Source organism: Thalassococcus sp. S3, from assembly GCF_004216475.1.
Lineage (GTDB): Bacteria > Pseudomonadota > Alphaproteobacteria > Rhodobacterales > Rhodobacteraceae.
On record NZ_CP022304.1, the window covers coordinates 23,189 to 49,508 of the forward strand.

25 protein-coding genes are annotated in these 26,320 nt (G+C 63.6%); 11 read left to right on the plus strand and 14 right to left on the minus strand.

Annotated elements, in window-relative coordinates; genetic code table 11:
* The first annotated feature begins 1 nt into the window (after position 1).
* Together pufC and dxs are read left to right on the plus strand one after the other, a co-directional pair.
* Positions 2–1,123, plus strand: a complete 1,122-nt coding sequence (gene pufC, locus CFI11_RS23460; RefSeq protein WP_130410151.1) for a photosynthetic reaction center cytochrome PufC — start codon at positions 2–4, stop codon at positions 1,121–1,123.
* Between the two features lie 180 nt (positions 1,124–1,303).
* Complete coding sequence (gene dxs / locus CFI11_RS23465; protein ID WP_130410152.1) at positions 1,304–3,220, plus strand: 1-deoxy-D-xylulose-5-phosphate synthase; 1,917 nt, start codon at positions 1,304–1,306, stop codon at positions 3,218–3,220.
* 76 nt (positions 3,221–3,296) lie between these two features.
* Here the strand turns inward: dxs and CFI11_RS23470 are convergent, their stop codons facing one another.
* The 9 genes from CFI11_RS23470 to CFI11_RS23510 all read right to left on the minus strand — a co-directional run bounded on the left by CFI11_RS23470 (position 3,297) and on the right by CFI11_RS23510 (position 11,855).
* Complete coding sequence (locus CFI11_RS23470) at positions 3,297–4,112, minus strand: alpha/beta fold hydrolase (protein WP_130410153.1); 816 nt, start codon at positions 4,110–4,112, stop codon at positions 3,297–3,299.
* The gene (locus CFI11_RS23475; protein WP_130410154.1) at positions 4,105–5,115 is read right to left on the minus strand and encodes a P1 family peptidase; all 1,011 of its coding nucleotides are present in this window, start codon (positions 5,113–5,115) and stop codon (positions 4,105–4,107) included. The genes CFI11_RS23470 and CFI11_RS23475 overlap by 8 nt, the downstream gene beginning before the upstream one ends.
* A gap of 45 nt (positions 5,116–5,160) precedes the next feature.
* Positions 5,161–5,514 carry a cupin domain-containing protein gene (locus CFI11_RS23480; protein WP_130410155.1) on the minus strand — a complete coding sequence of 118 codons (354 nt, stop codon included), beginning with the start codon at positions 5,512–5,514 and terminating at the stop codon, positions 5,161–5,163.
* Positions 5,511–6,257, minus strand: a complete 747-nt coding sequence (locus CFI11_RS23485; protein WP_130410156.1) for an SDR family oxidoreductase — start codon at positions 6,255–6,257, stop codon at positions 5,511–5,513. Before CFI11_RS23485 ends, CFI11_RS23480 begins: the two co-directional genes overlap by 4 nt.
* Positions 6,258–6,379: 122 nt before the next feature.
* Complete coding sequence (locus CFI11_RS23490; protein ID WP_130410157.1) at positions 6,380–7,831, minus strand: aldehyde dehydrogenase family protein; 1,452 nt, start codon at positions 7,829–7,831, stop codon at positions 6,380–6,382.
* A gap of 181 nt (positions 7,832–8,012) precedes the next feature.
* Positions 8,013–8,474 (minus strand): GNAT family N-acetyltransferase, encoded by a 462-nt coding sequence (locus CFI11_RS23495; RefSeq protein ID WP_130410158.1) that lies wholly within the window; start codon positions 8,472–8,474, stop codon positions 8,013–8,015.
* The gene (locus tag CFI11_RS23500) at positions 8,471–10,099 is read right to left on the minus strand and encodes an ABC transporter ATP-binding protein (RefSeq protein ID WP_130410159.1); all 1,629 of its coding nucleotides are present in this window, start codon (positions 10,097–10,099) and stop codon (positions 8,471–8,473) included. The genes CFI11_RS23495 and CFI11_RS23500 overlap by 4 nt, the downstream gene beginning before the upstream one ends.
* Positions 10,096–10,911 (minus strand): ABC transporter permease, encoded by an 816-nt coding sequence (locus CFI11_RS23505; protein ID WP_130410160.1) that lies wholly within the window; start codon positions 10,909–10,911, stop codon positions 10,096–10,098. Before CFI11_RS23505 ends, CFI11_RS23500 begins: the two co-directional genes overlap by 4 nt.
* Positions 10,908–11,855, minus strand: a complete 948-nt coding sequence (locus CFI11_RS23510; protein ID WP_130410161.1) for an ABC transporter permease — start codon at positions 11,853–11,855, stop codon at positions 10,908–10,910. Before CFI11_RS23510 ends, CFI11_RS23505 begins: the two co-directional genes overlap by 4 nt.
* A gap of 78 nt (positions 11,856–11,933) precedes the next feature.
* Here CFI11_RS23510 and CFI11_RS23515 point away from each other — a divergent pair, with 78 nt between their 5' ends.
* Complete coding sequence (locus CFI11_RS23515; protein WP_130410162.1) at positions 11,934–13,055, plus strand: acetoin utilization protein AcuC; 1,122 nt, start codon at positions 11,934–11,936, stop codon at positions 13,053–13,055.
* A gap of 58 nt (positions 13,056–13,113) precedes the next feature.
* Here the strand turns inward: CFI11_RS23515 and CFI11_RS23520 are convergent, their stop codons facing one another.
* The 3 genes from CFI11_RS23520 to CFI11_RS23530 form a co-directional block, all read right to left on the minus strand.
* The gene (locus CFI11_RS23520) at positions 13,114–14,172 is read right to left on the minus strand and encodes an aminotransferase class V-fold PLP-dependent enzyme (protein ID WP_130410163.1); all 1,059 of its coding nucleotides are present in this window, start codon (positions 14,170–14,172) and stop codon (positions 13,114–13,116) included.
* Between the two features lie 112 nt (positions 14,173–14,284).
* Positions 14,285–15,262: a CDF family Co(II)/Ni(II) efflux transporter DmeF gene (gene dmeF, locus CFI11_RS23525; protein WP_130410164.1), complete on the minus strand. Its 978-nt coding sequence runs from the start codon at positions 15,260–15,262 to the stop codon at positions 14,285–14,287.
* The gene (locus CFI11_RS23530; RefSeq protein ID WP_130410165.1) at positions 15,259–15,531 is read right to left on the minus strand and encodes a metal/formaldehyde-sensitive transcriptional repressor; all 273 of its coding nucleotides are present in this window, start codon (positions 15,529–15,531) and stop codon (positions 15,259–15,261) included. The genes dmeF and CFI11_RS23530 overlap by 4 nt, the downstream gene beginning before the upstream one ends.
* A gap of 255 nt (positions 15,532–15,786) precedes the next feature.
* Between CFI11_RS23530 and chlG the strand changes: the two genes are divergently transcribed.
* The 5 genes from chlG to CFI11_RS23555 all read left to right on the plus strand — a co-directional run bounded on the left by chlG (position 15,787) and on the right by CFI11_RS23555 (position 21,064).
* Positions 15,787–16,692, plus strand: coding sequence for a chlorophyll synthase ChlG (chlG, locus tag CFI11_RS23535; protein WP_130410166.1), 906 nt, complete (start codon positions 15,787–15,789; stop codon positions 16,690–16,692).
* Positions 16,692–17,981: a BCD family MFS transporter gene (locus CFI11_RS23540; protein ID WP_130410167.1), complete on the plus strand. Its 1,290-nt coding sequence runs from the start codon at positions 16,692–16,694 to the stop codon at positions 17,979–17,981. The genes chlG and CFI11_RS23540 overlap by 1 nt, the downstream gene beginning before the upstream one ends.
* Before the next feature lie 3 nt (positions 17,982–17,984).
* Complete coding sequence (locus tag CFI11_RS23545) at positions 17,985–19,163, plus strand: geranylgeranyl diphosphate reductase (RefSeq protein ID WP_130410168.1); 1,179 nt, start codon at positions 17,985–17,987, stop codon at positions 19,161–19,163.
* Complete coding sequence (gene idi, locus CFI11_RS23550) at positions 19,160–19,699, plus strand: isopentenyl-diphosphate Delta-isomerase (protein WP_130410169.1); 540 nt, start codon at positions 19,160–19,162, stop codon at positions 19,697–19,699. The genes CFI11_RS23545 and idi overlap by 4 nt, the downstream gene beginning before the upstream one ends.
* 123 nt (positions 19,700–19,822) lie before the next feature.
* Complete coding sequence (locus CFI11_RS23555; RefSeq protein ID WP_130410170.1) at positions 19,823–21,064, plus strand: flavin-dependent oxidoreductase; 1,242 nt, start codon at positions 19,823–19,825, stop codon at positions 21,062–21,064.
* Here CFI11_RS23555 and CFI11_RS23560 read toward each other — a convergent pair.
* Complete coding sequence (locus CFI11_RS23560; protein ID WP_130410171.1) at positions 21,061–22,059, minus strand: NAD-dependent epimerase/dehydratase family protein; 999 nt, start codon at positions 22,057–22,059, stop codon at positions 21,061–21,063. The two genes, CFI11_RS23555 and CFI11_RS23560, sit on opposite strands and share 4 nt — an antisense overlap.
* Before the next feature lie 107 nt (positions 22,060–22,166).
* Between CFI11_RS23560 and CFI11_RS23565 the strand changes: the two genes are divergently transcribed.
* Positions 22,167–23,411, plus strand: coding sequence for a glycosyltransferase family 4 protein (locus CFI11_RS23565; protein WP_130410172.1), 1,245 nt, complete (start codon positions 22,167–22,169; stop codon positions 23,409–23,411).
* 7 nt (positions 23,412–23,418) lie between these two features.
* Here CFI11_RS23565 and CFI11_RS23570 read toward each other — a convergent pair whose 3' ends face one another.
* Positions 23,419–24,531 carry a polysaccharide biosynthesis/export family protein gene (locus tag CFI11_RS23570; RefSeq protein WP_130410173.1) on the minus strand — a complete coding sequence of 371 codons (1,113 nt, stop codon included), beginning with the start codon at positions 24,529–24,531 and terminating at the stop codon, positions 23,419–23,421.
* Positions 24,532–24,644: 113 nt separating this feature from the next.
* On the opposite strand from CFI11_RS23570, the gene CFI11_RS23575 reads away from it, so the two are divergent.
* Positions 24,645–25,517 carry an NAD(P)-dependent oxidoreductase gene (locus tag CFI11_RS23575; RefSeq protein ID WP_130410174.1) on the plus strand — a complete coding sequence of 291 codons (873 nt, stop codon included), beginning with the start codon at positions 24,645–24,647 and terminating at the stop codon, positions 25,515–25,517.
* A complete protein-coding gene (locus CFI11_RS23580) occupies positions 25,514–26,131 on the plus strand; it encodes a sugar transferase (RefSeq protein ID WP_130410175.1) in 618 nt (205 codons plus the stop codon). Before CFI11_RS23575 ends, CFI11_RS23580 begins: the two co-directional genes overlap by 4 nt.
* Positions 26,132–26,320 lie beyond the last annotated feature (189 nt).

Here is a 26,320-nt window from a genome sequence, read left to right on the forward strand (position 1 = left end):
CATGCTGCCCAAGTGGTTTGACGACTGGAACCGTGAGAACCCCACGGATATCTACGGGCCGGCCATCGTGGTCGGCACGGTGGGGGCGGCGGTGTTCGCGGCGGCGCTGATCGTGAGCTGGGGGCAACCCTTCGCCACGGACAGCCTGCAGACCGGTCCGCGCGGAACGGGGATGTCGGTGCCGGAATTCACTTCGGATCTCGACACACCGGATCCCACGATCGAGGCCTATTACACCGAAGAGCCGTATCTGCCGGAAGGTGGCGAGCCGCTCGCACGCGACATTTATGACAACGTGCAGGTGCTGGGCGATCTGACGGAGGACAACTTTAACCGTCTGATGAACGCGATGACCCAATGGGTCAGCCCCGAACAGGGCTGCGCCTATTGTCACGGCGATCTTGATCTTGAGGATTATGGTCAGGACAACCTCTACACCAAGGTTGTCAGCCGACGCATGATCCAGATGACCCAGAACATCAACGAGAACTGGGATGGGCATGTGAACGCCAACAAGGAGGTGGGCGTAAACTGCTATACCTGCCACCGGGGCGAGAATGTGCCGTCGGAGATCTGGTTCCGCATCTCGCCGGTGAACGAGGCGGCAGAAGGTTGGGCCGCGGTGCAGAACCGTGCCACCAGCCTCAGCCAGTCGACCTCGCTGCCGTCGAATGCGATCGAGGTGTATCTGACCGATCCCGACAGCATGGTGAACGTGCATGATCTGGAAAGCCGCGTGGCCGGTGTGCCGGGGCTGACGGAGGATGTGCATACGATCCAGAAGACCGAGATGACCTATTCGCTGATGAATTACTTCTCGAACTCGCTGGGTGTGAATTGTGTCTTCTGCCACAACAGCCGCGCGTTCTATGACGGATCCGAGCATACGCCCCAATGGGCCACCGCGCAGCTGGGTCGCCAGATGGTGATCGAGATGAACAACGAATACCTGATCCCACTCAAGGACACCTATCCGCCGGAACGCCTGGGCCCTGTTTATGCCGACGCGCCCAAGGCCGCATGTGCGACCTGCCACAAGGGCTATCAGCAGCCATTGCAGGGCACCAACATGATCGCGGATTGGCCGGAACTCGCGTCCAGCGACCCGCCGGAATACGAATAAGGGCCGGGCGGTGCCATCCGGCGCCGCCCCCCTTTGCCAGGCGCGGACCCGCGGCTTCCTGGGTCCGGGCACGGGGTGTAACACCCCGGTTCCCTTCCTGTTGGCTACAGGAGACTGGCGCCGTACCTGAAGCTCACCTTCAAGTGCGGCGCCAATTTTTTCTCGGGAGGAGAAAGAGACATGACCCATCCGCAGACACCGACCCTGGACCGTGTCGCCGGCCCCGCCGACCTCAAGGCGCTAAGCGACCGGGAATTGAAGGCGCTGGCGGATGAGTTGCGATCCGAGGTGATTTCAGCGGTGTCCGAAACGGGCGGACATCTGGGCTCCTCCCTCGGTGTGGTCGAGATGACGGTGGCGATCCACGCGGTCTTTAACACGCCGATGGACAAGCTGGTCTGGGATGTGGGCCACCAATGCTATCCGCACAAGATCCTCACGGGCCGTCGCGACCGCATCCGCACCCTGCGCCAGAAAGACGGGTTGAGCGGGTTCACCAAACGCAGTGAAAGCGAATATGACCCGTTCGGGGCAGCGCATTCCTCGACCTCCATCTCTGCGGCGCTTGGGTTCACCGTGGGCCGCGATATGGGCCAGCCCACGGGGGATGCAATCGCGGTGATCGGAGATGGCTCGATCAGTGCGGGCATGGCCTATGAGGCGCTCAACAATGCGGGCGCCGAGGGGCGGCGGATGTTCGTGATCCTGAACGATAACGAGATGAGCATCGCCCCGCCGGTGGGTGCGATGAGCACCTATCTCAGCCGCATCTCGCAGATGGGGCCGCTGCCGATGCTGGACGCGGTGGCCAAGGATATGGAGAAGATGCTGCCGGAGCCGGTCCGCCTTGGCGCGCAGCGCGCACGGCAGATGGTGACGGGGCTGCAGGGCGAAGGCACGTTCTTTGAAGAGTTGGGCTTCGACTATATCGGGCCCATCGACGGCCATGACATGACCCAGCTTCTGACCGTCCTGCGCGCCGCGCGGACACGGGCGAGCGGGCCGGTCGTGATCCATTGCTGCACGGTGAAGGGCAAGGGATACGCGCCCGCCGAAGGGTCGGCGGACAAATATCACGGCGTGGCCAAGTTCGACGTGGAAAGCGGCGTGCAGGCGAAAGCCAAGGCCAGCGCGCCCGCCTACACCAAGGTGTTCGGGGAGCAGCTGACCAAGGAGGCCGCGCGCGATCCGAGCATCGTGGCGGTGACGGCGGCGATGCCGTCGGGCACGGGCGTGAACATCATGGCCGACCGCTTCCCGGCACGGGTCTTTGACGTGGGCATCGCGGAACAGCATGGCGTGACCTTTGCGGCGGGCATGGCGGCGTCGGGGCTGAAACCCTTCTGTGCGATTTACTCGACTTTCCTGCAACGTGGCTATGACCAGGTGGTGCACGATGTGGCGCTTCAGGGTCTGCCGGTGCGATTTGCCATCGACCGGGCGGGGCTGGTGGGGGCCGATGGTGCCACCCATGCGGGGTCGTTCGACGTTGGCTATATGGGTGCGCTGCCGGGCATGGTGGTGATGGCTGCTGCCGATGAGGCGGAGCTGTGCCACATGGTGCGCACGGCGGCGGAGTACGGAGAAGGTCCGATTGCCTTCCGCTATCCGCGCGGCAACGGAACGGGTGTTGCGATGCCGGAGCAGCCGGAGGTGCTGGAGATCGGCAAGGGTCGCGTGGTGCGGGAAGGCACCGATGTCGCGCTTTTGTCCTTCGGCGCCCATCTGGGCGAATGCGAGGCGGCGGCGGCGCTGCTGGAGGCCGAAGGCGTGTCGGTGACCATCGCGGATGCACGCTTTGCCAAGCCGCTCGACATGGAGTTGATCCGGCAACTGGCCGGGCATCACGCCGCGCTGGTGACGGTGGAGCAGGGTGCGATGGGCGGCTTTGGCGCCTTTGTGCTGCAGGCGATGGCGGCGGAGGGGCTGCTGGATGGCGCCTGTGCGGTGCGCAACATGCATCTGCCGGACCGGTTCATAGACCAGGCGAGCCCGGCGGATATGTATGCGGCGGCGGGTCTGACGGCGCAGGATATCTCGGCCCGGGCGTTGCAGGCGTTGGGGCGTGAGGCGCGGGTCGTGCCGTTGCGCGCTTGACGGATCGCGCTGCGCGCGATTGCCTTCCCTCTCGGGTCCGTAAACGGACCCTGACGGGCAGTGGGCGAGGATATTTTTAACCCAAAGAAGACAAGGGATGCGCGTCCGTGAAGGCGCGTATTCTGTTTGCGACCGGTTGAGGGGCGTCCCAGTGGATCGAGTGGCCGGCATCCTCGATCACGTGTTGCGTGACGTTGGGGATGGCCGAGAAGGCAGCGCGGCCTTCGGCTTCGGGGATCAGAAGGTCATGTTCGGCAAAGACGATTTGCGTGGGGCAGGGGATGTCAGCCGGACGGGTCTGGGGTTTGAACGTCTTGAGCGCCTCGATCTGGTGGGCCATGGCCTGAAGCGATTGCGCGTGGGGATAGGCGAGGGCGGCCTGCAGGGCGATTTCGGTGTTTTGCGGATCGGCGAAGAAATCTGGGCGGAAGACCCAAGGATAGAGCGCCTTGAGCCAGAGGGTTTCGCCTTCGGGTGCGGCGCGCACCTCGTGGATCATGTCGAAGACGGCGATGGTGCGGGGGATGCGCACGGGGGCCGACGCGAGGATGGTCAGCGAGGCGATGCGGTCTGGGGCGAGGCCTGCAATCTCCATCGCCATCAGCCCACCCATGGAGTGGCCGGTGACATGGGTCTTGTCGATCTGCAGGTGATCCAGAAGCGCCAGCGCGTCCTGCGCCATCTGCTCGACGCTGACGGGTGCATCCCATGGGGTCGTGCGCCCGGTGGTGCGGTTGTCGGGGCGGATGACGTGGTGATCTTTGGCCAGCAACGAAACCAGAGGCCCCCAGCTTGCACTGTCGGAGAGCATCCCGGCGAGCAGGAGGAGCGGCGGGCCATCGCCATCTGTTTCGTAGTGCAGAGAGATGTCGTCTAGCGGCAGGTCAGGCATTCAGATCGCTCCATGTCGGAAGGATGTCCCCGGGCGCGGGCCGGGCGAGGTAGATCGCGCGGGCAATGGCACGGGAGAGGCAAAGGGCGGCGGCGTGGCCGATGACGGTGAGACCGCGTTCGGCGTCGGCGGGGGGACGGGCGCCGGTGGAGAGGGCAAAGACCAGATCGCCGTCACCGGGGCTGTGGGCCGGGACGGTGGCCCGGGCGATGCCGTCATGGGCGGCGATGGCCATGCGCTGGCATTGTGCCTTGGTCAGGTCCGCATCGGTGGCCACGATGGCGATGGTGGTGTTGGCGCGCTCCATCTCGCCCAGCATGCTGGCGAGCTTGCGGCTTTCGAGATCACGGCCCAGCCCTGTCGCGGGATCGGGGCCAAGGCCGCCAAATTCGCCGTCGATCTCGAACGGGGCGGCGTAGAAATGGCGGTCTCCGGGGGTTGTCACGCTGCCCATCGGGTTGGCCGCGACGAGGGCACCGACGGTGGTGCCATCGGGCAGGATGAGCGAGGCGGAACCGAGCCCGCCCTTGGTCATCGCGGTGAGCGCGCCGGTCCCTGCACCGGCCGTCCCGAGGGCGAAGTCGGACCCGGCAGCGTCGAAGGCGGCACGGCCCAGGGCGGGGTAGGGGTTCCGGGTCCAGTCTTTCTGCCCTCCGTTGAGCAGATCGAAGATGATCGCACCGGGCACCAGCGGGATGATGGCTGGGCCGACCGGATGACCGCGCCCCGCCGCGCGCAGGCCATCGACCACGCCGGAGCAGGCGTCGAGGCCGTAAGCCGACCCGCCCGCGAGGGTCAGTGCGTCAATCCTGGCCACCGATTTGTCGGGGGCGAGCAGGTCCGTTTCCCGCGTGCCGGGCGCGCCGCCCATCACGTGGACGGAGGCGGTGAAGGGCGCGTCGGCGGTCAGCACGGTGACGCCGGATTTCAGGGTGTCGTCCTGCGCGTTGCCGACATGCAGGCCGGAGACGTCGGTGATCAGGTTGCGGGGGCCGGGCTGCATGGCGTCTGTGGGACTTTTCCGTATTTTTTCGAGAAGAAGGCCCCATCAGAGCCTTGGCTTGGGCGCGGCGGTCTCTGGATCACCGGTATTGGGCTCGCCCTTGGGTTCGATCAGCAGGACCTCGCATTCGGCCTTGGCGCGGGGGCGGTGGGTGACGCCTTTGGGCACGACATAGATCTCTCCGGCGCGGATGGTCTGGGGGGCCGCGCCGTCGATATCCATCACCATCTCGCCCTTGAGGACGAGGAAGAAGTCATCCGTCTCGGCATGGCTGTAATAGGGGAATTCGCCCTGAAACTTCACCACCATCACGTCATTGTCGTTGTAATCAGCGACCACATGCGGGTCCCAATGGGTGCGGATCTGGGCCAGCTTTTCGGCGAGGTTCACGTGGCTCATATGCAGCGGCCCCCGTCGACTTCCATGCAGACGCCGGTGAGCATGCTGGCCTCGTCCGAGCAGAGGAAACAGGCGGCGTTGCCGAGGTCTTCGGGCTGGGAGAAGCGGCCCAGCGGAATGGTGGAGAGGAACTTGGCGCGGGTCTCTGGCGTGTCCTCGCCCATGAAGCTTTTCAAAAGAGGGGTTTCGCCCGCCACCGGGTTCAGTGCGTTCACCCGGATGCCGTCGGGGGCGAGCTCCACCGCCATGGTGCGGGTGGCGGTGATCATCCACCCTTTGGAGGCGTTGTACCAGTTGAGCCGGGGCCGGGGTGAGACACCGGCGGTCGAGGCGATGTTGAGAAATGTGCCCGCGCCCCGCGCTTTCATATGGGGCACCAGAGCGCGGGCGGTGAGGTAAACGGATTTCATGTTGACCTGAAAAACGCGGTCGAAATCCTCGTCCGTTATGTCTTCGAGCGGGGCGGGCATGTGGGTGACGCCCGCATTGTTGACCATGATATCGACATGGCCGAACGTCTCGATTGCCGTATCGATCATCGCTGTGACCGAGGCTTTGTCGGATACGTCCACGCTCTGCGCCACGGCAGGGCTGCCGATCTCGGCGGCAAAGCCGGCGGCCCCTTCGGCATTGATGTCGGCGATCATGACACGCGCGCCTTCGGCGGCGAATTTGCGCACGATGCCAGCGCCGAAGCCCGAGGCGCCTCCGGTCACGATGGCGGTTTTGTCGGCAAGTCTCATCAGCGTCCCTCCCTTGATGGCAGAGAACGGGATTGATGGCGGAGGGGCAAGGGGGTTTGACGAGATTGTCGTCTATCTGCGCGTTGAGGGCGGCCAGCATAACGGAGCCTGCGCCCGGTGCGCTAGCCGTGAAAGCTGGCCACGGTCTTGAGTTGAGAAAAGCCGTAAAGGGCCTCGAAGCCTTTCTCACGACCATGGCCGGATTTGCCGACCCCGCCGAAGGGCAGTTCCACGCCGCCGCCCGCACCGTAATTGTTCACAAAAACCTGCCCGGCATGCAAGGCTCTGGCCAGCCGCATCTGGCGCGCTCCGTCCCGGGTCCAGATCGAGGCGACGAGACCGTAATCGGTGCTGTTGGCGATGCGCAGCGCTTCGGCCTCGTCGGTGAAGGGGATCAGGACCTGAACGGGGCCGAAGATCTCATCCCGTGCAAGGGTGTGGTCGGGCGGGACATCGGAAAAGAGCGTGGGACGGATATAGGCGCCCGCTTCGGGCGCGTCGGCGTGCAGAACGCCCTGGGCGGCGATGGGAAGGTCACGGCCCTTGGCAAGGAAGCCGGACACGATGTCTTTCTGACGGGTCGAGATGAGGGGGCCGACCCGCAGATCCTCGGTCGCCGGGCCGACGGTCAGCGCGGCATAGGCCTCGGCCATGCGGCTCTGAACGGCGTCATAGACCCCTTTTTGGACCAGAATTCGGGAGGAGGCGGAGCAGGTCTGACCGGCATTCTGGATCCCGGCACTGACCAGGAAGGGCAGTGCGGCGTCGAGATCGGCATCGTCAAAGACAAGCTGGGGGGATTTGCCACCCAATTCCAAAGTGACGGGCACGACATTACGCCCCGCGGCCTGCTGGACAAGGGCGCCGGTCGCAACGGAGCCGGTGAAGGAGATGTGGTGTATTCCGGCATGGCCGCTGAGGGCCGCCCCGGCCTCGGCCCCCAGACCGGGCACCACGTTCAAGGCGCCGGCGGGCAGACCGGCCTCCAGCGCAAGATGCGCGAAGGCGAGGGCGGTCAGGCAAGCCTCTTCGGCGGGTTTCAGGACGCAGGCATTTCCCATCGCCAGAGCCGCGCCGACGGAGCGGCCGATGATCTGCATCGGATAGTTCCAGGGAACGATATGGCCGGTTACGCCATGCGGCTCCCGCAGAGTATAGACGGTATAGCCGTCGAGATAGGGAATGGTCTCTCCCATCACCTTGTCGGCGGCGCCCCCGTAGAATTCCATATAGCGGGCAAGGGCCAAGGCGTCGGCGCGCGCCTGGCTGAGCGGTTTGCCGACATCCAAAGCCTCGATCAGGGCCAGATCATCGGCCCGCGCGGTGACGAGCGTTCCGATGCGCATGAGGATCCGCCCCCGTTCTGCCGCGGTCATGCGCCCCCATGCGCCCGCCCGCGCAGTATGCGCAGCGGCGATTGCGGCGTCGATGTCCTGGGCGCCGCCCCGGGCGATTTGCGCCAGCTTGCTGCCATCGGACGGATTGATCAGATCAAGCGTCTGGCCGGAGGCAGGAGGGCGCCAGTCCGAACCGACAAGACAGAGCGATGGGTCGAACCAGAGGGGCAAGGACATAAGGGGCCTGCGATCTTGATGTTGTCTTCGAGCGAGCGAGCGAGCGGGGCGCGGCATGCGGCCGCTGATGTGGCCGCCTGTCATGCCTCTTTGCCCCTGGGCACCAAACTGCATTGCGTGGGTGGAAGCAAGGGCAGGTCGATCCGCGACCATCGGGTCAGAGGACTTTTCGGCGGGCAGGTCAGGGGCTGACGCGGAACGTGAAACTGTGGGATTGGTACGGCGTCAGAGGGGGACCCTTCCGCAGCTGCCGGACGGAGGGCAGAGATGGAAGGCAATGGTCCCAGAACGGCGCGGCCGAGGCGGAGCCGGCGGCCACACCCAGGATCCAGGAGCCGGGAAAGTGGCGCAGGGTAAGATCGACGGCCTGCACCCCGAGGCCTTGCCGGCGATGATCGGGGGTGATGTAGAATTCCGCCAGTTCCCGCCGTCCGGAAGGTTCGTCCCGCACCAGGGCAAATCCCATCGGGATGGCGCCATTGAGCAGGGTCAGCGCATGGCGACCTGCGTCCGTCCACACGTCGTCGTTGTAGTCGGGTCCGGGAGCGGGCAGGTGGGGCACCAGCTCGGCGAAATAGGGGACCATCAGGCTGTGAAGCCAGGCCCTGTCGGCTTCGGGTGTTGGCAGGATACGGACGGTCATGCGGCCCCCAATTGCGGCAGCCGCGGTGCGGCGGCGATCAGGCTTTGCGTATAGGGATGTGCGGGCGAGGTGAAGACCTCTTCGGTGGGGCCCTGTTCGACGATCTCCCCGGCTTTCATGACCAGAACGCGGTCGGTGACACGACGCACGACGCTGAGGTCGTGGCTGATGAAGAGGTAGCTGAGCTGATATTCGCCACAGAGGCGGGCCATCAGATCGAGGATCTGGGCGCGGACGGAGACGTCGAGCGCGCTGACGGCCTCGTCAAAGAGGATCAGCTCGGGGCGGATGATCAGGGCGCGGGCGATGGCGATCCGCTGGCGCTGCCCGCCGGAGAATTGGTGGATGTATTTGGTGGCGTCGTCGGGGGAGAGGCCGACGGCGGTCAGGGCCTCGGCGATGGCCTGTTGCAGCGCGTCCCCGCGGGGACGGTCGTGAAGCAAATGGAAGGGTTCGGTGATCAGCCGGTCGACGCGGTGGCGGGGATTGAAACTGCCGAAGGGATCCTGGAAGACCACCTGCATCTTGCGCCGCACGGCAAGGTTGGGCTGGTGGCCGGAGAAGACCGGTTCGCCCGCGAGGCGGATGTCGCCGGATTGCACCTCTTCAAGCCCGAGGATGGCGCGGGTGAGGGTGGACTTGCCGCAGCCCGATTCGCCTACGAGACCAAGGCGTTCGCCGCGTTCGAGTGTGAAGCTGACGTTGTTGACGGCGCGGAAGTGGCGTTGGGGTGCAAAGAGGCGGGTGCGGGGCAGGCGGTAGTCACGGCAGACATCGGTGACTTCGAGGAATGGCGCGGGTGCTGGGCGTGGGGGCAGGGTGACGGGGTGGTCGGAGGCTTCGAACAGCATTTTCGTATAGGGATGCTGCATGTGCCGGAGGAGGTGCTGTGTGGGGTCGGCCTCCACCACTTCGCCCAGACGCATGACGGTGATGCGGTCGGCCATGTCGGCCACGACGGCGAGGTCATGGGTGATCATCAGGAGGCCCATGCCGTCTTCTTTGACCAGCTGTTTGAGGAGCGCGAGGATCTGGGCCTGGGTGGTGACGTCGAGCGCGGTCGTGGGTTCATCGGCGATGAGGAGTTTAGGGCGAAGCGCGATGGCCATGGCGATGACGACGCGCTGACGCTGGCCGCCGCTGAGCTCATGCGGGTAGCGGGTGAGGGGGAATCGGTCTTCGGGCAGGCCGACGCGGGTGAGGACCTCACGGGTCCGCTCTTTCGCCCTTGCGGGCGGCATCGCTGCGTGGGTGAGGATCGTCTCGGCCACCTGATCGCCGATGGTCTGGACGGGGTTCAGGGCGGTCATGGGCTCCTGGAAGATCATGCCCACGTCATTGCCGCGGATGGCACACATCTGCGGTTCGGTGGCCTTCAGGATGTCGGTGCCGTCGAGGGTGATTTGACCGTGGCTCCGCGCGCCCTGCGGCAGGAGTTGCATCACGGCGAGGGCGGTCATGGACTTGCCGGAGCCGCTTTCGCCGGTGACGGCGACGATCTCACCGGGTGCGATCTTCAGAGAGATGTCCTTGAGTATGGGGGTGGCGTGGATCGTGAGGGACAGGTTCTGGATGGAGAGTAGCTCGGTTTGGCGCGGCGCTTCGCCTTGTTGTGACACCGTCATGTCCGCGCCACCCTGAGCTTTGGGTCGAGCCAGTCGCGCAGGCCGTCTCCCATCAGGTTCAGCCCCAGCACGGTCAGGATGATTGCGCATCCGGGGATGAGGGCGAGATGCGGCGCGAGGCTGACCATCGTCTGGGCATCGGCCAGCATGCGGCCCCAGCTGGGCGTGGGCGGCTGCGCGCCGAGGCCCACGTAAGACAGCGCCGCCTCGGCGAGGATGCCGAGGGAGAACTGGATTGTGCCTTGTACGATCAACAGGTTGGTGACGTTGGGCAGGATATGCTCGGCACTGATGCGGGTGGCGGATTTTCCGGCGACACGCGCGGCGAGGATGAATTCGCGTTGCCAGAGGCTGAGTGCTGCACCGCGGGTGATGCGGGCGAAGACGGGGATGTTGAAGATGCCGATGGCGATAATCGCGTTCACGGCACTGGGGCCGAAGACAGCGGTGATCAGGATGGCAATGACCAGTGACGGGAAGGCAAAGATTAGGTCGTTGCCGCGCATGATGATCTCATCGAGCCATCCGCCGCTGCGGGCGGCTGCCGCAAGGCCGAGGGGCACGCCTAGAATGATGCCGATACCGACGGCCACGAGGGCCACGGCGATGGAGGTCCGCGCGCCCACCATGATCATCGACAGCATGTCACGTCCGAAGTGATCGGTGCCCAGAAGATGCGTGCCGTTCGGTGTCTGCAGGCGGGCGGGGATGTTCATCGACGCGTGATCGAAGGGCGTCCAGAGGAACGACAGGAGGGCGGCGGCCACGAAAATGGCTGTGAGGAGCGCGCCGAGGATCAGGTTGCGCGTCATGTCCGGGACCTCAGCCGCGGGTCGACGGCCGCATAGGCGAGATCGACGAGGAAGTTCACGAGGATCACGGCGAAGACGAGGAGCATGACGACCGATTCCACAACGATCAGATCGCGGGAGCTGATCGATTGGAAGATCAGACGGCCAAGGCCGGGCAGGTAGAAAACCTGTTCGATAATGATGGCACCGGCGAGCAGGAAGGAGAATTGAAGACCGATGATGGTCAGGACGGGGATCAGCGCGTTGCGCACGCCGTGTCGCCAGAGGGCCTGGCGGCGGGAAAGGCCCTTGGCCCGGGCGGTGCGCATGAAATCCTCACCCAGGATATCGAGGAGCGACGAGCGCATCACGCGGGCGAGGATCGCGGCTTGGGGGAGAGCCAGCGCGATGGCGGGCAGGGTCAGGGCATGCAGGCCGGTCCAGAGACCCTGATCCCAACCGGGAAAGCCACCCGCGCTGAACCAGCGCAGGTTGATGGCGAAGACCAGCACCAGCATCATCGCGAACCAGAAATTCGGGATCGCGACGCCCAGTTGGGTGGCGCCCATCACGGTGACATCGCCGGCCTGTCCCCGCCGGGACGCGGCGTAAATGCCGGCGGGAAAGGCGATGAGTGTGGAGAGCGTCAGGGCATAGAGCGCCAGAGGCAGGGAGACCCAGAGACGGTCGGCCACCATCTCTGCCACCGGGGTCCGGTAGGTGTAGGAGGTGCCGAAATCGCCCGTGAGCATACCGCCCACCCAGTCGAGATATCGCTGCCATTTGGGCACGTCGAGGCCAAGCTCGGCCCGCAGGGCCGCGAGCGTTTCGGGCTGCGCGTTGACCCCGAGCATGAAGGAAGCCGGATCGCCCGGTGCCACCTCGATCACAAAGAAGATGATCAGGCTGGCGACGGCCAGGCTGATGATCAGAGAGAGCAGGCGTTTGAGCGTATATCGCAGCATTCTCCGCGCACGTTAGGGGCGGGCAAGGCGGCGGTCCATAGGGTTGTTTGCGCGCGCGACGGCCTTAGCTTGGCCGCTATGCTGGACCAGCCCCTGTTCATCGGATCGGAGATTTACCGTCATTCAAGTTACGGCGGGTGGCATCCCTTGCGGGTGCCGCGTGTATCGACCGTGATGGATCTGAGCCGCGCGCTGGGGTGGTTGCCGGATGCGCAATATGTGCTGTCTCCGCGCGCCAAGCCCAAGGCTTTGATATCCTGGCACGATCCGGATTATGTCGCGGCGCTTCAACGGGCGGAAGAGGCGCAGGAGGCTGGTGCGGAGGACCGGGCGCGGTTTCATATCGGAACGGTGTCCAACCCGGTTTTCCCGGAGATTTTTCGCAGGCCGGCCACAGCGGCGGGCGGGTCGATGCTGGCAGGCGAGCTGCTGGCGGAGGGGGGCATCGTCTATCACCCGGCAGGCGGGACACATCATGGAATGCCGGGGCGGGCAAACGGCTTTTGTTATCTCAACGATCCGGTTCTGGCGATGCTGAGCCTCAGGCATCACCGGGTACGGCGGCTGCTCTACCTCGATATCGACGCGCATCACCCGGATGGCGTGGAGGTGGGTTTTGCCGGCGACCCCGACTGCCTGATGATCTCGATCCACGAGGAAAACCTGTGGCCCAAGACCGGGCTGCTGGAGGAGGATGCGGGCGGATCGGCGCTGAACCTGCCGGTGCCGCGTGGCTTCAATGACAGCGAAATGTCGTTTGTCCTGAACGCTCTGATCCTGCCTGTAATTGACCGGTTCCGGCCCGATGCCATCGTTCTGCAATGCGGGGCGGACGGGGTGGAGGAAGACCCGCTGGCGCATCTGGCGCTTTCCAACCAGGCGCATTGGGAGGTTGTGCGATCCCTGATGGGTCTGGCGCCCCGGCTGCTGGTTCTGGGCGGGGGCGGATACAATCCATGGACGGTCGGGCGGCTCTGGACGGGGGTCTGGGGCGTGCTGAGCGGTCGGGACGTGCCGGAGCGCTTGCCCAAAGATGCAGAAGACGTGCTCAGAGCGCTAGAATTTCGCGGCAACCGGAGGAGGCGGGATCCGGGGGAGCATCTTTTTACCACGCTGGCGGATCAGCCGAGATCCGGTGCGGTGCGGCCCGAGATCCGGGAGCGTGTGGGCGTTCTGGCGCGACGTGCGCTGCCGTCCTGACAGCCGATCCATTATCCGCCACGTCTGGGATCAACCGCGAGAGAGCTGCGCTTCTTCATCACTCGGCGGCCCGGACGGCGCGCGCCAGACATGCCAGATCGTCGGCTGTGTTGTAGAGGTTTAGCGACAGGCGCAACGGCATGGTCTCTGCCGGTAGGGCGGGGGCGAAGGGTTCGTCCTGCTGCGGGTTGGGTGTCTTCGTGACGATGTCATGTGCGGCAAGAGACCCAATCAACCCATCGGCGCGCGCCTTGGGGATGGCAAGGCAAAGCGCCCCGGTCATCGGGTCGGGGCCTGCGATCCGGTCAAAGCCCGCATCGGCGATGATCACGCGGGCCTCATCGCGCAGCGAGATCAGATGGGACCGGATCCGCGCCACGCCCGGTTTCAGCGCATCGGCCAGAGCGGTGCCCAGACCGAGCCGGAGCGCGACATTGGCCTCGAAGGGTCCCAGATTGCCGCGATGGAAGAGGGTCTGCTTGGCCGGGTTCACCCAGAAGAGAGCCGTGTTGCGCGGGGCACGCAGCCATTTGCGGCACGTTGCGACCAGCGCGTCGCAGCCGATTGCCGTGACGTCGATTGGGACCTGACCAAGGGCCTGTGCCGCATCGATCATGTAAAAACAGCTCTCGGGCCGGGGTAGCGCGCCGATGGCCTCCACCGGATAAAGCAGGCCCTGAACGCTGGTGACCATGGGCGTGAAGATGGCGGCGACATCGTCGTCGATCCGCGCGGCCCATGTGCTTAGATCGGGTGCGGTCAGGTCGAGAGGCGGCAGCACCTCGATCCGGGCGCCGCATTGGGTGGCCAGGGGGCTGATAAGCCGAATGTTGTCGCCCCATTCATGGGGTGCGACGAGGATGCGCTTGCCTGCCAGCGGCAGACTGGCCGCAAGGCCGAACCACGTGGCGGTCGTGGTGGTGGAAAACCGCGTATCCTCGGGGCGCGCACCAATCAGGGTGGCGGCATCTTTGTGGATGCGCGACAGCTCCTCCGCTGCCCTCTCGAACGCGGCGGTCGCGCCTATGGTCTGTTCAAGCTCAAGATGACTGATCATCCGGCGGAGTGCGGCGTCCGACGGCAGGCCATGTCCAGCGGAATTGAGATAGATTGTCATGCCGGTGTGATAGCAGAGATGCGCCGCGAGATTCTATCGCGGTGTTCGCAGTTTGGCAGAGCGTTTCGAATTGTGCGATTTTCCGGACGGTCGATCCGACATGTTGCGAGACTTAAGCGGTCCGACCGAGCCTGTGTACTTCGACGGTGATGTGCGACACGTGATCAATCTGCCTCAGCATGTCCTTGTAATCCGACACGGCTTTCGGGGTTTCCGAGGCAATCGACGCGATGACCGAGACGTGGCCCGGACCGATTTGCCAGATATGCAGGTCGGTGATGGTGTCGGTGTCTGTTTCGATGACACCGCGTATCCTGCCTTCGATCTCGCCGCTGTCGGGAACGCGATCCAGCAGGACGCCTCCGGTGTCGCGGATCAGGCCCCATGACCAGCGCGAGATCACGATGGCACCGACAATGCCCATCAAGGGATCTGCCCAGTACCAGCCGTACCCGCGCCCGACGAGGAGGGCGATGATGGCCAGGACCGATGTCAGGGCATCGGCCAGAACATGCAGGTAGGCGGCGCGCAGATTGTTGTCCTGACCATGCTCGTGGTGATGGTGGTGTCCGTGATCGTGGCCATGATGGTGATGATGGTGGTCGTCGCGGAGGAGCCAGGCGCTCACCAGATTGACGATCAGCCCGATGACAGCCACCATGATCGCCTGTTCGAAGCTGATATCGACAGGCTCCACCAGCCGCAGCAGGCTTTCCCAGCCGATCAGGAGCGCAATCAGCACCAGGACCACGGCGCTTGCAAAGCCGGCCAGATCCCCGACCTTGCCGGTGCCGAAACTGAACTTGCGGTTGCTGGCGTTCTTGCGGGCATAGCGATAGGCCAGGACCGCAATCAGCATGGCGCCCGCATGGGTCGACATATGCCAGCCATCGGCGATCAACGCCATGGAGCCGAACCAGTGGCCGGCCGTAATCTCGACAACCATCATGGTTGCGGTCAGCAAGATGACTAACCAGACTTTACGCTCGTTCCGTTTCTCGTTCGTGCCAAGAAAGACATGGTCGTGCGTCAGCGCCGACGCGGTTTCGTCGCCCGTCGTTGGCTTGTTCGATGTGGTCTGGCCCGTCATTTGAGGTAAGACCGCAGAATCGCGATCATCTCTTCGGCGCCCTGGACACGGGCCGCATCCGTGGCTGCGTTCACCACGTGGTTGTGCAGATGTTCCTGGAGAACTTCGTTGGTCAATCCATTCATGGCGCCGCGGATGGAGGCGATCTGGCGGAGCACTTCGGTGCAATCGGCCTCGGCCTCCAGCGCGCGCTCGACCCCCTCCACCTGCCCCTTGATCCGGCGAAGGCGCGCGATCAGCTTGGAGTTATCGCGGCTGAGATGGGACATGGCATGCTCCTAAATATACCGTAGGGGGGTATACTATTAGGCTGAAGGGATGCAAGCCTTGATGATGACCGGGCCGTCGATCCGCCGGTCTGCATTCCGGTTCCCTTGCCATCTGTATATCTCGCCCGGATTCGCGAGGCCTCCTCGAGGGCCAGGGGGGATTTGTCCAAACCCGAAAACCTGCAGACCGGGCAGGCTGCCGCAGGGGGAGGGGTTTCGCTTGCACCGACTCAATGTGTCAGCCATAGTTTACACATGAGTGTCACCGGAACGATACGAGAGCGCCGCTATCCCGAGCCAGCGGCAATGCTGAGACTGATCAAGCCGATCACATGGTTTCCACCGATGTGGGCCTATCTTTGCGGTGTGATCTCGTCCGGCGTGTCGCCGATGGAGAACCTGTTTCTGGTGATCCTCGGCGTGCTGCTGGCCGGTCCCATCGTCTGCGGGATGAGCCAGGCGGCCAATGACTGGTGCGACCGCCATGTGGATGCGATTAACGAGCCTGACCGGCCGATCCCGTCGGGGCGCATTCCGGGCCGTTGGGGGCTGTGGATCGCCCTGGCGATGTCGGCCCTGTCGCTGTTCGTGGGCTGGCAGCTTGGGCCATGGGGCTTTGGCGCCACCGTTCTGGGCGTGCTGGCGGCCTGGGCCTATTCGGCGGAGCCTGTGCGCCTGAAGCGTTCGGGCTGGAGCGGGCCGGGACTGGTCGGTCTCAGCTACGAGACGCTGCCGTGGTTCACGGGCGCTGCCGTGCTGAGCGCAGGTGCGCCGAGCGCAGAGATTGTGATCGTGGCCCTGCTTTACGGACTGGGCGCGCACGGGATCATGACGCTCAATGATTTCAAGGCGCTGGAGGGGGATCGCCAGATGGGCGTGAATTCTCTGCCCGTGGTGCTGGGACCACGCCGTGCGGCGCAGGTGGCCTGTATCACGATGACGATCCCACAACTGGTGGTGCTGATCCTGCTCTTCCTCTGGGGCAAGCCGCTGCATGCGGCGGGGGTCACGACGATGCTGGCGCTGCAATTCTGGGCGATGACGGTGATGTTCAAGGACCCCAAGGGCAAGGCGCCCTGGTATAACGGCACGGGCGTTCTGTTCTACGTAAGCGGCATGATGATCAGCGCCTTTGCGCTGCGTAATCTGGGAGCGTTCTGATGCGAACGCTCAGTTGGCTTGCCATTGTCAGGCTGGGGTTGATCCAGATGTGTCTGGGCTCAATCGTGGTTCTGACGACCTCGACGCTGAACCGGCTGATGGTGGTCGAACTGGCTTTGCCCGCCGTGCTGCCCGGCCTGCTGGTGGCGCTACATTACGGCATCCAGATCACGCGCCCCAATTGGGGGTTCCGGTCGGACACGCAGGGCAACCGGACCCGCTGGATCATCGGCGGGATGGCGGCGCTGGCGGCGGGTGGGATGCTTGCGGCGTTTGGTGTGACGGTGCTGGAGCAGAGCTTTGCCATGGGCATGGCCGTGTCGGTCGTCGCCTATGCGCTGATCGGGCTGGGTGTGGGTGCGTCCGGCACCTCCCTGCTGGCGCTTCTGGCCACGGCGACCCATCCGAGGCGGCGGGCGGCAGCGGCGACGATCACCTGGCTGATGATGATCGCGGGGATCGCGATCACCGCCGGGGTCGTGGGTGCGCAGCTCGATCCCTATTCGCACGGGCTGCTTTTGCGGATCGTGGCGGTGGTCACGGGCGGGGCGGTGGTTCTGACCACGCTCGCCGTCTGGGGCGTGGAGGCGCGGGTGGACGCGCAGGCGGAGCCCGATCCGATGCCCTTCATGGAAGGTTTGAAAGAGGTCTGGGCCGAGCGCAAGGCGCGCAACTTCACCCTTTTCGTGTTCCTGTCGATGACCGCCTACTTCATGCAGGAGCTTATTCTGGAGCCCTATGCGGGCCTCGTCTTCGACTTCACGCCGGGTCAGTCGACGTCCCTTTCGGGCGCGCAGAATGGCGGTGTCTTTATCGGCATGGTGATCGTCGGTATTGCCGCGACCGGTCTGCGGATCGGGTCGCTGCGGGCCTGGGTGATCGGCGGATGCCTCGGCTCGGCTGCGATGCTGGGCGTGATCTCGGCCCTGGGGCCGCTGGGCCCTGGCGCGCCGCTGGTGCCGGCGGTGGCGATGTTGGGCGTCTTTAACGGCATGTTCGCGGTCGCGGCCATTGGGTCGATGATGGCGCTGGCCGGAGAGGGCAGGGGCCGGCGCGAAGGCACGCGGATGGGCCTTTGGGGCGCCGCGCAGGCGATGGCCGCCGGGTTTGGCGGTCTGACCGGTGCGGCTGCCGTCGATATTATGCGGGTGCAAATGGCCAGTGATACGGCCGCGTTCGGCGCGGTGTTCCTGGCCGAGGCTGCCCTGTTCGTTGCCGCAGCGCTTTTGGCGCTGCGGATCATGGAAACCGCGCGGTCACCTGCCGCGCAGATGGTACCGGGGGAGTGAAAGATGTATGACGTCGTTGTCGTGGGCGGAGGGCCGTCGGGCGCCACAGCCGCAGAGGATCTGGTCCGCTCGGGCCACAAGGTCGCGCTTTTGGATCGCGAAGGTCGGATCAAGCCCTGCGGCGGGGCGATCCCGCCCCGGCTGATGCGGGATTTTCATATCACCGACGATCAGCTTGTGGCCAAGGTGAACACGGCCCGCATGATCTCGCCCACCGGGCGGACGGTGGACATCCCCATCGAGAACGGTTTTGTCGGCATGGTCGACCGCAAGGATTTCGACCCGTTCCTGCGCCAGCGCGCGGTCGAGGCCGGGGCGGAGTATTTCGTGGGCACCTTCGTGCGCATCGAACGCGACGGGCGCGGCCCCACCGTGATCTACCGCGACAAGGCCAGCGGGGAGGAGCGGGAATTACCCTGCAAGCTGGTGATCGGCGCCGACGGCGCGCGCTCCCGCGTGGGCCGGGCCGAAGTGCCGGGAGGCGACAAGATCCCTTACGTGCTGGCCTATCATGAGATCATCAAGGCGCCGCCCAAGAATGCGGTCTACGATCCGGTGCGCTGCGACGTGGTCTATGACGGCGCGATCTCGCCCGATTTCTACGGCTGGGTCTTCCCGCATGGCGACAGCGCCAGCGTGGGCATGGGCACGGGGCTGGAAAACGTGGATCTGAAAGCGGCGACGGCGTCGCTGCGTGCGGCCTCGGGCCTGAGCGATTGCGAGACCCTGCGCAAGGAGGGCGCGCCCATTCCGCTCAAACCGCTCGACCGCTGGGACAACGGCAAGGATGTCGTGCTGGCCGGCGATGCGGCGGGTGTCGTGGCACCCTCGTCGGGCGAGGGGATCTATTATGCGATGGCAGGTGGTCGGGTGGCGGCCACGGCTTGTGCTGCGACACTTCGCTCTGGGCGCGTCAAAGACCTGCAATTGGCCCGCAAGCTCTTTATGAAAGAGCACAAGACCGTGTTCCGGGTGCTGCAATCCATGCAGAATGCCTATTATCGGTCCGATGACCGGCGGGAGCGGTTCGTGTCGCTCTGCCATGATATCGACGTGCAGCGACTGACATTCGAGGCCTATATGAACAAGGAACTGGTGAAGGCACGGCCCCTGGCGCACATCAAGATCGGGCTGAAGAACATCGCTCATCTGACAGGTCTGGTGTCACCAGAACGGGTATGAGCCTGATGATCCCGGCCTGGGTAAACGGTACTTTGACCCCGGTCGAGAAGCTGGAAGCGCATCAGCGCGGGCTGCGCCACAAGGCGGTGTCGGTCTTCGTGATCCGGGGCCGGGAGATCCTGATGCAGCGCCGGGCGATGGGGAAATACCATACGCCGGGCCTGTGGGCGAATACCTGCTGCACGCATCCCGATTGGGGTGAAAGCCCAAGCGATTGCGCGGTGAGACGGTTGAAGGAGGAGTTGGGTATCACGGGTCTTTACCCGGAGTTCCGGCACCATCTGGAATACCGCGCGGATGTGGGCAACGGACTGGTCGAACACGAGGTGGTCGATGTGTTCCTGGCCCGCGCGGGTGCCGATGTGAAGGTGGAGCCGAACCCGGACGAGGTGATGGAGACGCGCTGGGTCGACTATCACGATCTTCTGGCTGAGGTCGCACGGCATCCCGACCGCTTCACACCCTGGCTGAAGATCTATCTGCGCGACCATGCGGATGTGATCTTTGGCCCCGATCTGGTGATCGCGGCGCGTTAGGCTAGCCAAAGCGCCTTTGGCAGGCGGCGGGATTTTCCGTATTTATATCGAGAAGAAGCAGGGGACCTGCGCTTGATAGTTACACTTTGCGCTGATTGCGTCGGCGCAAAGGGAGGATTTCGCATGACGGTTCTGATCGCGGGCGGCGGTATTGCCGGGCTGACGCTGGGATTGACGCTGCACCAGATCGGGGTGCCCTTCCGGATCTTCGAGGCTGTGCGAGAGCTGAAACCCCTGGGCGTGGGGATCAACATTCAGCCAAATGCGGTGCGGGAGCTGATGGATCTGGGGCTGGGGCCGGAGTTGGACCGAATTGGTGTGCGCACGCGGCAATACGGGTTTTATTCGAAACTCGGCAAGACGATCTGGGAAGAGCCACGCGGCACTTTTGCCGGCTATGACTGGCCGCAATACTCGATCCATCGCGGGCGGCTGCAGATGCTTCTGTACGAGGTGCTTTGCGTGCGAGCCGGGGCGGGTTGTGTGGAGACCTCGGCGCGTGCGATTGGGTTTGAGGGGGCGCGTCTGCTGTTGGAGGACGGGCGGCAGGTGCAGGGTGATGTCATCGTCGCAGCGGACGGTATTCATTCGGCGATCCGCGCGCAGATGGTCCCGGATGAGGGCGCGCCGATCTGGGATGGCGCGATCCTGTGGCGGGGCACCAGCATGGCCAAGCTGTTCTTTGGCGGAGGGGCGATGGTGCTGATCGGGCACGACACGCAGCGACTGGTGGCCTATCCGATCAGCGAGGCAGACGAGGAGACTGGCCTAGCCGAGATCAACTGGATTGCGGAACTGCGCGTCGATCCCTCCCACGGCTGGAAGAAGGAAGACTGGAATCGGGGAGCGGATCTGGCGGATTTCGCGCCCGACTTCGCCGATTGGCGGTTCGACTGGCTGGACGTGCCGGCGCTGATCGCGGGCGCGCAAGCCGTCTATGAGTATCCCATGGTGGATCGTGACCCACTGGAGCAATGGACGCATGGCCCGGTGACCCTGATGGGCGATGCGGCGCATCCGACCTATCCCGTGGGATCGAATGGCGCGAGCCAGGCCATCATGGATGCCCGCATGATCGGTGCGAAGATCCTGCACCACGGTGTCGGAGCCGCAGCGCTTGAGGCCTACGAGGCTGAGATGCGACCGCTGACCACCGGTGTGATCAACGCCAATCGCGGGGCGGGGCCGGATGCGATCCTGCAGAAGGTGGAGGATTTGTGCGGCGGGCGTTTCGAACGGATCGATGACGTGATTTCGCAGGAGGCGCTGGCCGATCACGCCGCGCGGTACAAGGCCGTTGCCGGGTTTTCTATCGAAGCGCTGAATGCAAGGCCGCGTCTTATCGCGGAAGGCGCGCGGTTCTAAAGGCCGTAATAGGCCCTGAACCAGCTCACGAAGCGGTCGATGCCGGTCTGAAGATCGGTCTGGGGCGCATAGCCCGTCAGGGCCTGCAGCAAAGTGGCATCCGCCCAGGTGGCAGGCACGTCCCCAGGCTGCATCTGCATCATGTTGCGGATGGCCTGGCGGCCGGTGGCCTTTTCAATCGCGGCGATGAACTCCATCAATGGCACGGGCGCGGAATTGCCAATATTGACCAGCCGCCAGGGCGCCACCGGAGACAGGCTGTCCCCCGTTATGGTGGGGCCTTCTCCGGGGATTTGGTCGACTAGCAACGACAGGGCATGAACCAGGTCGTCGACGTAGGTAAAGTCGCGCTGCATGTCCCCGTGATTGTAGATATCTATGGGCTCTCCGCTCAGGATGGCCCGCGTGAACTTGTGCGGTGCCATATCGGGCCGGCCCCAGGGTCCGTAGACCGTGAAAAAGCGAAACATCGTGATCGGCAGGTCATGCAGATGCGCGTAGACATGGGCCAGGTTCTCGGTGGCCTTTTTAGTGGCCGCGTAGAACGACATCTGATGATCGGCCCTGTCCGTCTCGGCATAGGGCATTTCGGTCTTTGCGCCGTACGCGGACGAGCTTGAGGCAAGAAGCGTATGCGCTGGAGGATGCCAGCGCGCGGCTTCGAGCAATTCAAACGTGCCGGTCACGTTGGTATCAAGATAGACGCGCGGGTTATCGAGCGAATAGCGAACACCGGCCTGAGCGGCGAGGTGAACCACCAGATCGGGGCGATGCCGGTCAAACAGGTCCTGCAGCAGTCCGGGCGTTTCCAGCCGGCCTTCGACAAGTTCAAAGGGGCCATCGGGCAGGTTGGCCAGGCGGGCGCGTTTGAGCACCACGTCGTAATAGTCGGTCATCGCATCGACCCCGATCACCTGCCATCCGTCCCGGAGCAGACGCGCACAGCAATGGTATCCGATAAAGCCGGCGGCGCCGGTTACGAGTGCCGTTTTCAACTCATGCCTCACTTCGTCTTTTCCGAAAGACCCGGCGGATTGCACTTGCCTCCGGATCTGCTCGGAGCCTCTTGCGCGATGGAGCCGGGCGAGGCAAGAGTACGCGCATGAAGATATTGTTTGTGCATCAAAATATGCCGGGCCAGTACCGGGAATTGATCAAGTGGCTTGTGGACCGGGGGGAGCATGAAATCGTGTTCCTGACCCAGCGCGAAAATGTCAAACTGGACGGGGTGAAGACCCATGTCTACCGCACCCATCATGTCCCGAAAGAGGATGCCTATGGGCTATCCAAGGTCTGGGAAGAGGCTGCGGGGATGGGATTTGGCGCTGCGATGGCCGTGCAGGAAATCGAGCGCAAGGACGGCTTTCGCCCGGATATCGTGATCGGGCATGTCGGCTGGGGAGAGCTGACCTTTTTCAAGCAGATCATGCCGGACGTGCCGATCATCGGCTTTTTCGAATATTTCTACATGCTGCATGGCGGCCCGGTGAATTTCGACCCCGAAGAGACGACATCGGAACATACGCCGTTTCTGCTGCATGCGCGCAACGTGGTGCCGAGCCTCAACATTCAAAGCGTGGATCTGGGCCACAGCCCGACGGAATGGCAGCGCGATACCTTTCCCAAAAGCTTTCATGACAAGATCTATGTCTGTCACGACGGGATCCGGACCGATCAGCTCAGACCCGATGCGAATGTGTCGCTGAAGCTGGGGCGCCTGCCAAAGCCATTGACCCGCGACGACGAGGTGTTCACCTATCTCGCCCGCAATATGGAGCGGACCCGGGGGTTTCATCAGATCATGAGGGCGCTGCCCAAGATCCTGGAGGCCCGACCGAACGCAAGGGTTTTGATGATCGGCGGTAACGAGACGTCATATGGCCGCAAGAGCGAGCATCCCGGCGGGTTGCGCGGAGAGATGGAGCGCGAAGTCGGCGATCGGCTCGACTGGGACCGCGTGCATTTCCTGGGCCGCGTGCCCTACAACTTTTTCAAGAATGTCGTGCAGATCAGCCGCTGCCACATCTACCTGACCATGCCGTTTGTCCTGTCCTGGTCGCTGCTGGAGGCAATGGCGATGGAGGCGACCATCGTGTCGTCAGATGTGGCGCCGGTCCGGGAGGTCATGACCCACGGCAAGACGGGTCTTTTGGTTGATTTCTTCGATGCCGAGCAACTGGCGGATCAGGTCATTGAGGTTCTGTCCAATCAACACGCCTATGCGCATCTGGGGCCTGCCGCCCGTGAACACGTGGTCAAGAACTACGACTTCCTGACCAAATGCCTGCCGCAGCATATTGAGCACATCAACAGCCTGGTTCCGCCCGAAAAGGCGATCCGCATCTAGCGGATCATCAATTGCTTGCAGTCGTCACCAGACCGAACACCGATCCGATCAGGCCAAAGACGGTACGAACATTGCTCACGGGGCTTTCGCTGACAAAGACGAGGTCCTTGCTGTTGATCTCGAACTTCCGGGCAGAGAAAAGGCCGTCTGCCGTGGTCAGATCGATCGTAAAGACAACGCGCGTTTCCCGCGGGCCGCGGACACCGGGACTGACGGATGTGGCCGGATATTCCCGAAGCACCAAAACGCCCTTGGGGTTGCCGCGAACATCCTCCACACCGCCGACGATCGACACGGCGTCCATGGCGGAGATACGATCCTTGGTGAATGGATGAAGGGCCTCTTGTCCGGTGGCACCGAGGGAGAGGAAATAGCGTTCGTCTTCTTCCACGATGATCTGATCGCCGCCGACAAGGCGGGTGTCAAAGGACGGATTTTCATAAAGTCGGTCGACGGAGGTGCCATAAATCTGCGCGCCACGGATCAGGCGGATTTGCGGATTGTCCATGGTCGGCGATACGCCGCCCCCGGCGGCCAGCAAGGCAAGTACGGTATAGTTCCGATCCGGCATCGGGTATTCGCCGGGTTGGTTCACACCGCCCACGAGGTCGACGGAATTGGAGCGGCCGGCAACCAGGCTCAACTGAACCTGCGCGGACGGGACGATAACCTCAAGATCGCGCTGAATGGATTCGCGGGCGCTTTCAGGCGTCCGTCCCGACACGTTGACGTTGCCGAGATAGGGTACAAAGACAGTCCCGTTCGGAGAGACGCGCACACCGTTCAGATCAACCGAAAGCTGCTCGGTGCTGGTCAGGAGGGAGCTTTCGTTGCTGTCCCAGACCTTCATGTCCAATGTGTCGCCGGCCCGGATCAGTTGGCTTGATGCGCCCCGGCTGCTTGGGATCCAGCTTAGATGCCGCTCTTCCACACGCGGCCATTGTGACAGGGTCGGTAGGAAAGCGCGGGTGACTGGGTAGACAGCGAAATCGGCGTCCGGCCTATCGGCGCTTCCGATGATCTCGTTCGTGACCGCCGCACCGCGTGGCAGGTTTCCGCAAGCGGTGAGACCGATCGACGTGGCCAGGACCAGAAATAGCTTTGTTAGGAAATGATACATGTGACGCTGCCCCTTTTGTCTTGTTTTTGCGCAATCGACCGTGATCCGTCTTTCCGCGCGCGACAAAAGCCACCCATTGGAATTTGAATGTCGGCAAGATACTGGCTAACGCCATGACGTCAACGGCTAGAACATCGAACTTTGCCGAAGGTGGGCTTCTTGTGACCGGTGGCAGCGGTGCGCTGGGGCGCATCCTGCGGCACCATTGGGACATGGTGCCGCAGATCACGTGGCAAAGCCGTACACCCGCGCCGGGTTTTCGCATATTCGACCCCCTGACCGACGAGGCGGCCTTTGCGGAAGCGGCCCAAAATGTCGCGGCGCTTTACTGCCTGTCGGGCGTGACACCCGCGTATCACCGTCGCACGGGCGCGCCCTTTTCGCTGAACGCCGATCTTGCCTGCGCTGCGATCCGGGCGGCGGAGCAGGGACAGGCACGCCGCGTCTTTCTGATGTCGAGCGCGGCTGTCTACGGGCGGGCCACCGGACGGCTGCAGGAAGAGATGCCATGCACACCGGTTTCAGACTACGGGCGCGCAAAGCTGGATATGGAAGAGGCCGCTCTGGCGCTTGGCCGGGCGCGGAACGTGCCGGTGACCATTCTGCGGATCGGGAACGTGGTTGGCGCAGATGCAATTGTCGGAGGCTGGCATGCCGATATGGCGCTGGACTGCGACGGGCAGGGAAATACGCCACGTCGCAGTTATATCGGGCCCGCCGGCCTTTCCCGCGCCTTGGCCGGTCTTGCACAGGAAAAGGATCTGCCGGATTGCATCAACATCGCGGCGGGGGCGCCGGTGGCAATGGGTGCGCTTTTGGACGAAGCGGGTCTGCCCTGGACCTCCAGAACACCCGGAGCGGACGTGATCTGGACCGTCTCGCTTGAGACCGTACGCCTTGAAAAGCATGTCCGATTTACGCCAGAAGAGCGCAGTCTGACGGGGATGGTGCAAGAGTGGCGTAGAATGGAGGGCGGGAAGAAATGACCTGGCGCAAACGGATATTCGACCTTTTCTTTGCAAGCCTTCTTGTCATCATACTGGCGCCGGTGCTGATCGGTCTGATCATTTATCTTCTCGTAAAGGAGGGGCGCCCCCTGTTTTACGTGGCAGAGCGGATGAAAGGACCCGATACCCCGTTCAATCTCTGGAAATTGCGGACGATGAACGTGGTCGCTGAAGATACCGGCGTATCGGGCGGGGACAAATCAAGCCGCGTGACCCGCACGGGTGCCTGGCTGCGCCGCAAAAGGCTGGATGAATTTCCCCAGCTTTGGAACATCCTGCGCGGAGACCTGAGTTTTGTCGGCCCGCGCCCCCCCTTGCGCCAATATGTCGAGCAGTTTCCCGAGCTTTATTCCGAGGTGCTTAAGTCCCGGCCGGGTGTGACCGGTCTTGCCACGATCGTCTATCACAAGCATGAAGAGGCGTTGTTGTCGCGCTGCGCGACATCGCAGGAAACGGATGACATCTATTCGCGGATCTGCGTTCCCCGGAAAGCGCGGCTGGACCTGATCTATCAGCGCAATCAGAATACATGCTATGACTTCGATCTTGTGTTTCAGACAATCGGAAACCTGTTCACACGCGATCGGCGCTAGGCGAACCGCATTTAAAACCCTCTGGTGTCAATATCTGGAACCTCTATAGGCGGTATTTTGCCAATTCCGGGATTGCGATTTTTCGACTTGCTTTCTTACTGATGTTTTCTGTGCTAAATCGCCTATGATTTGGCCATTTGCCGACCTTTTTGGCACTACGCTGCGGGTTAGCGTCATAAGGCCGACATT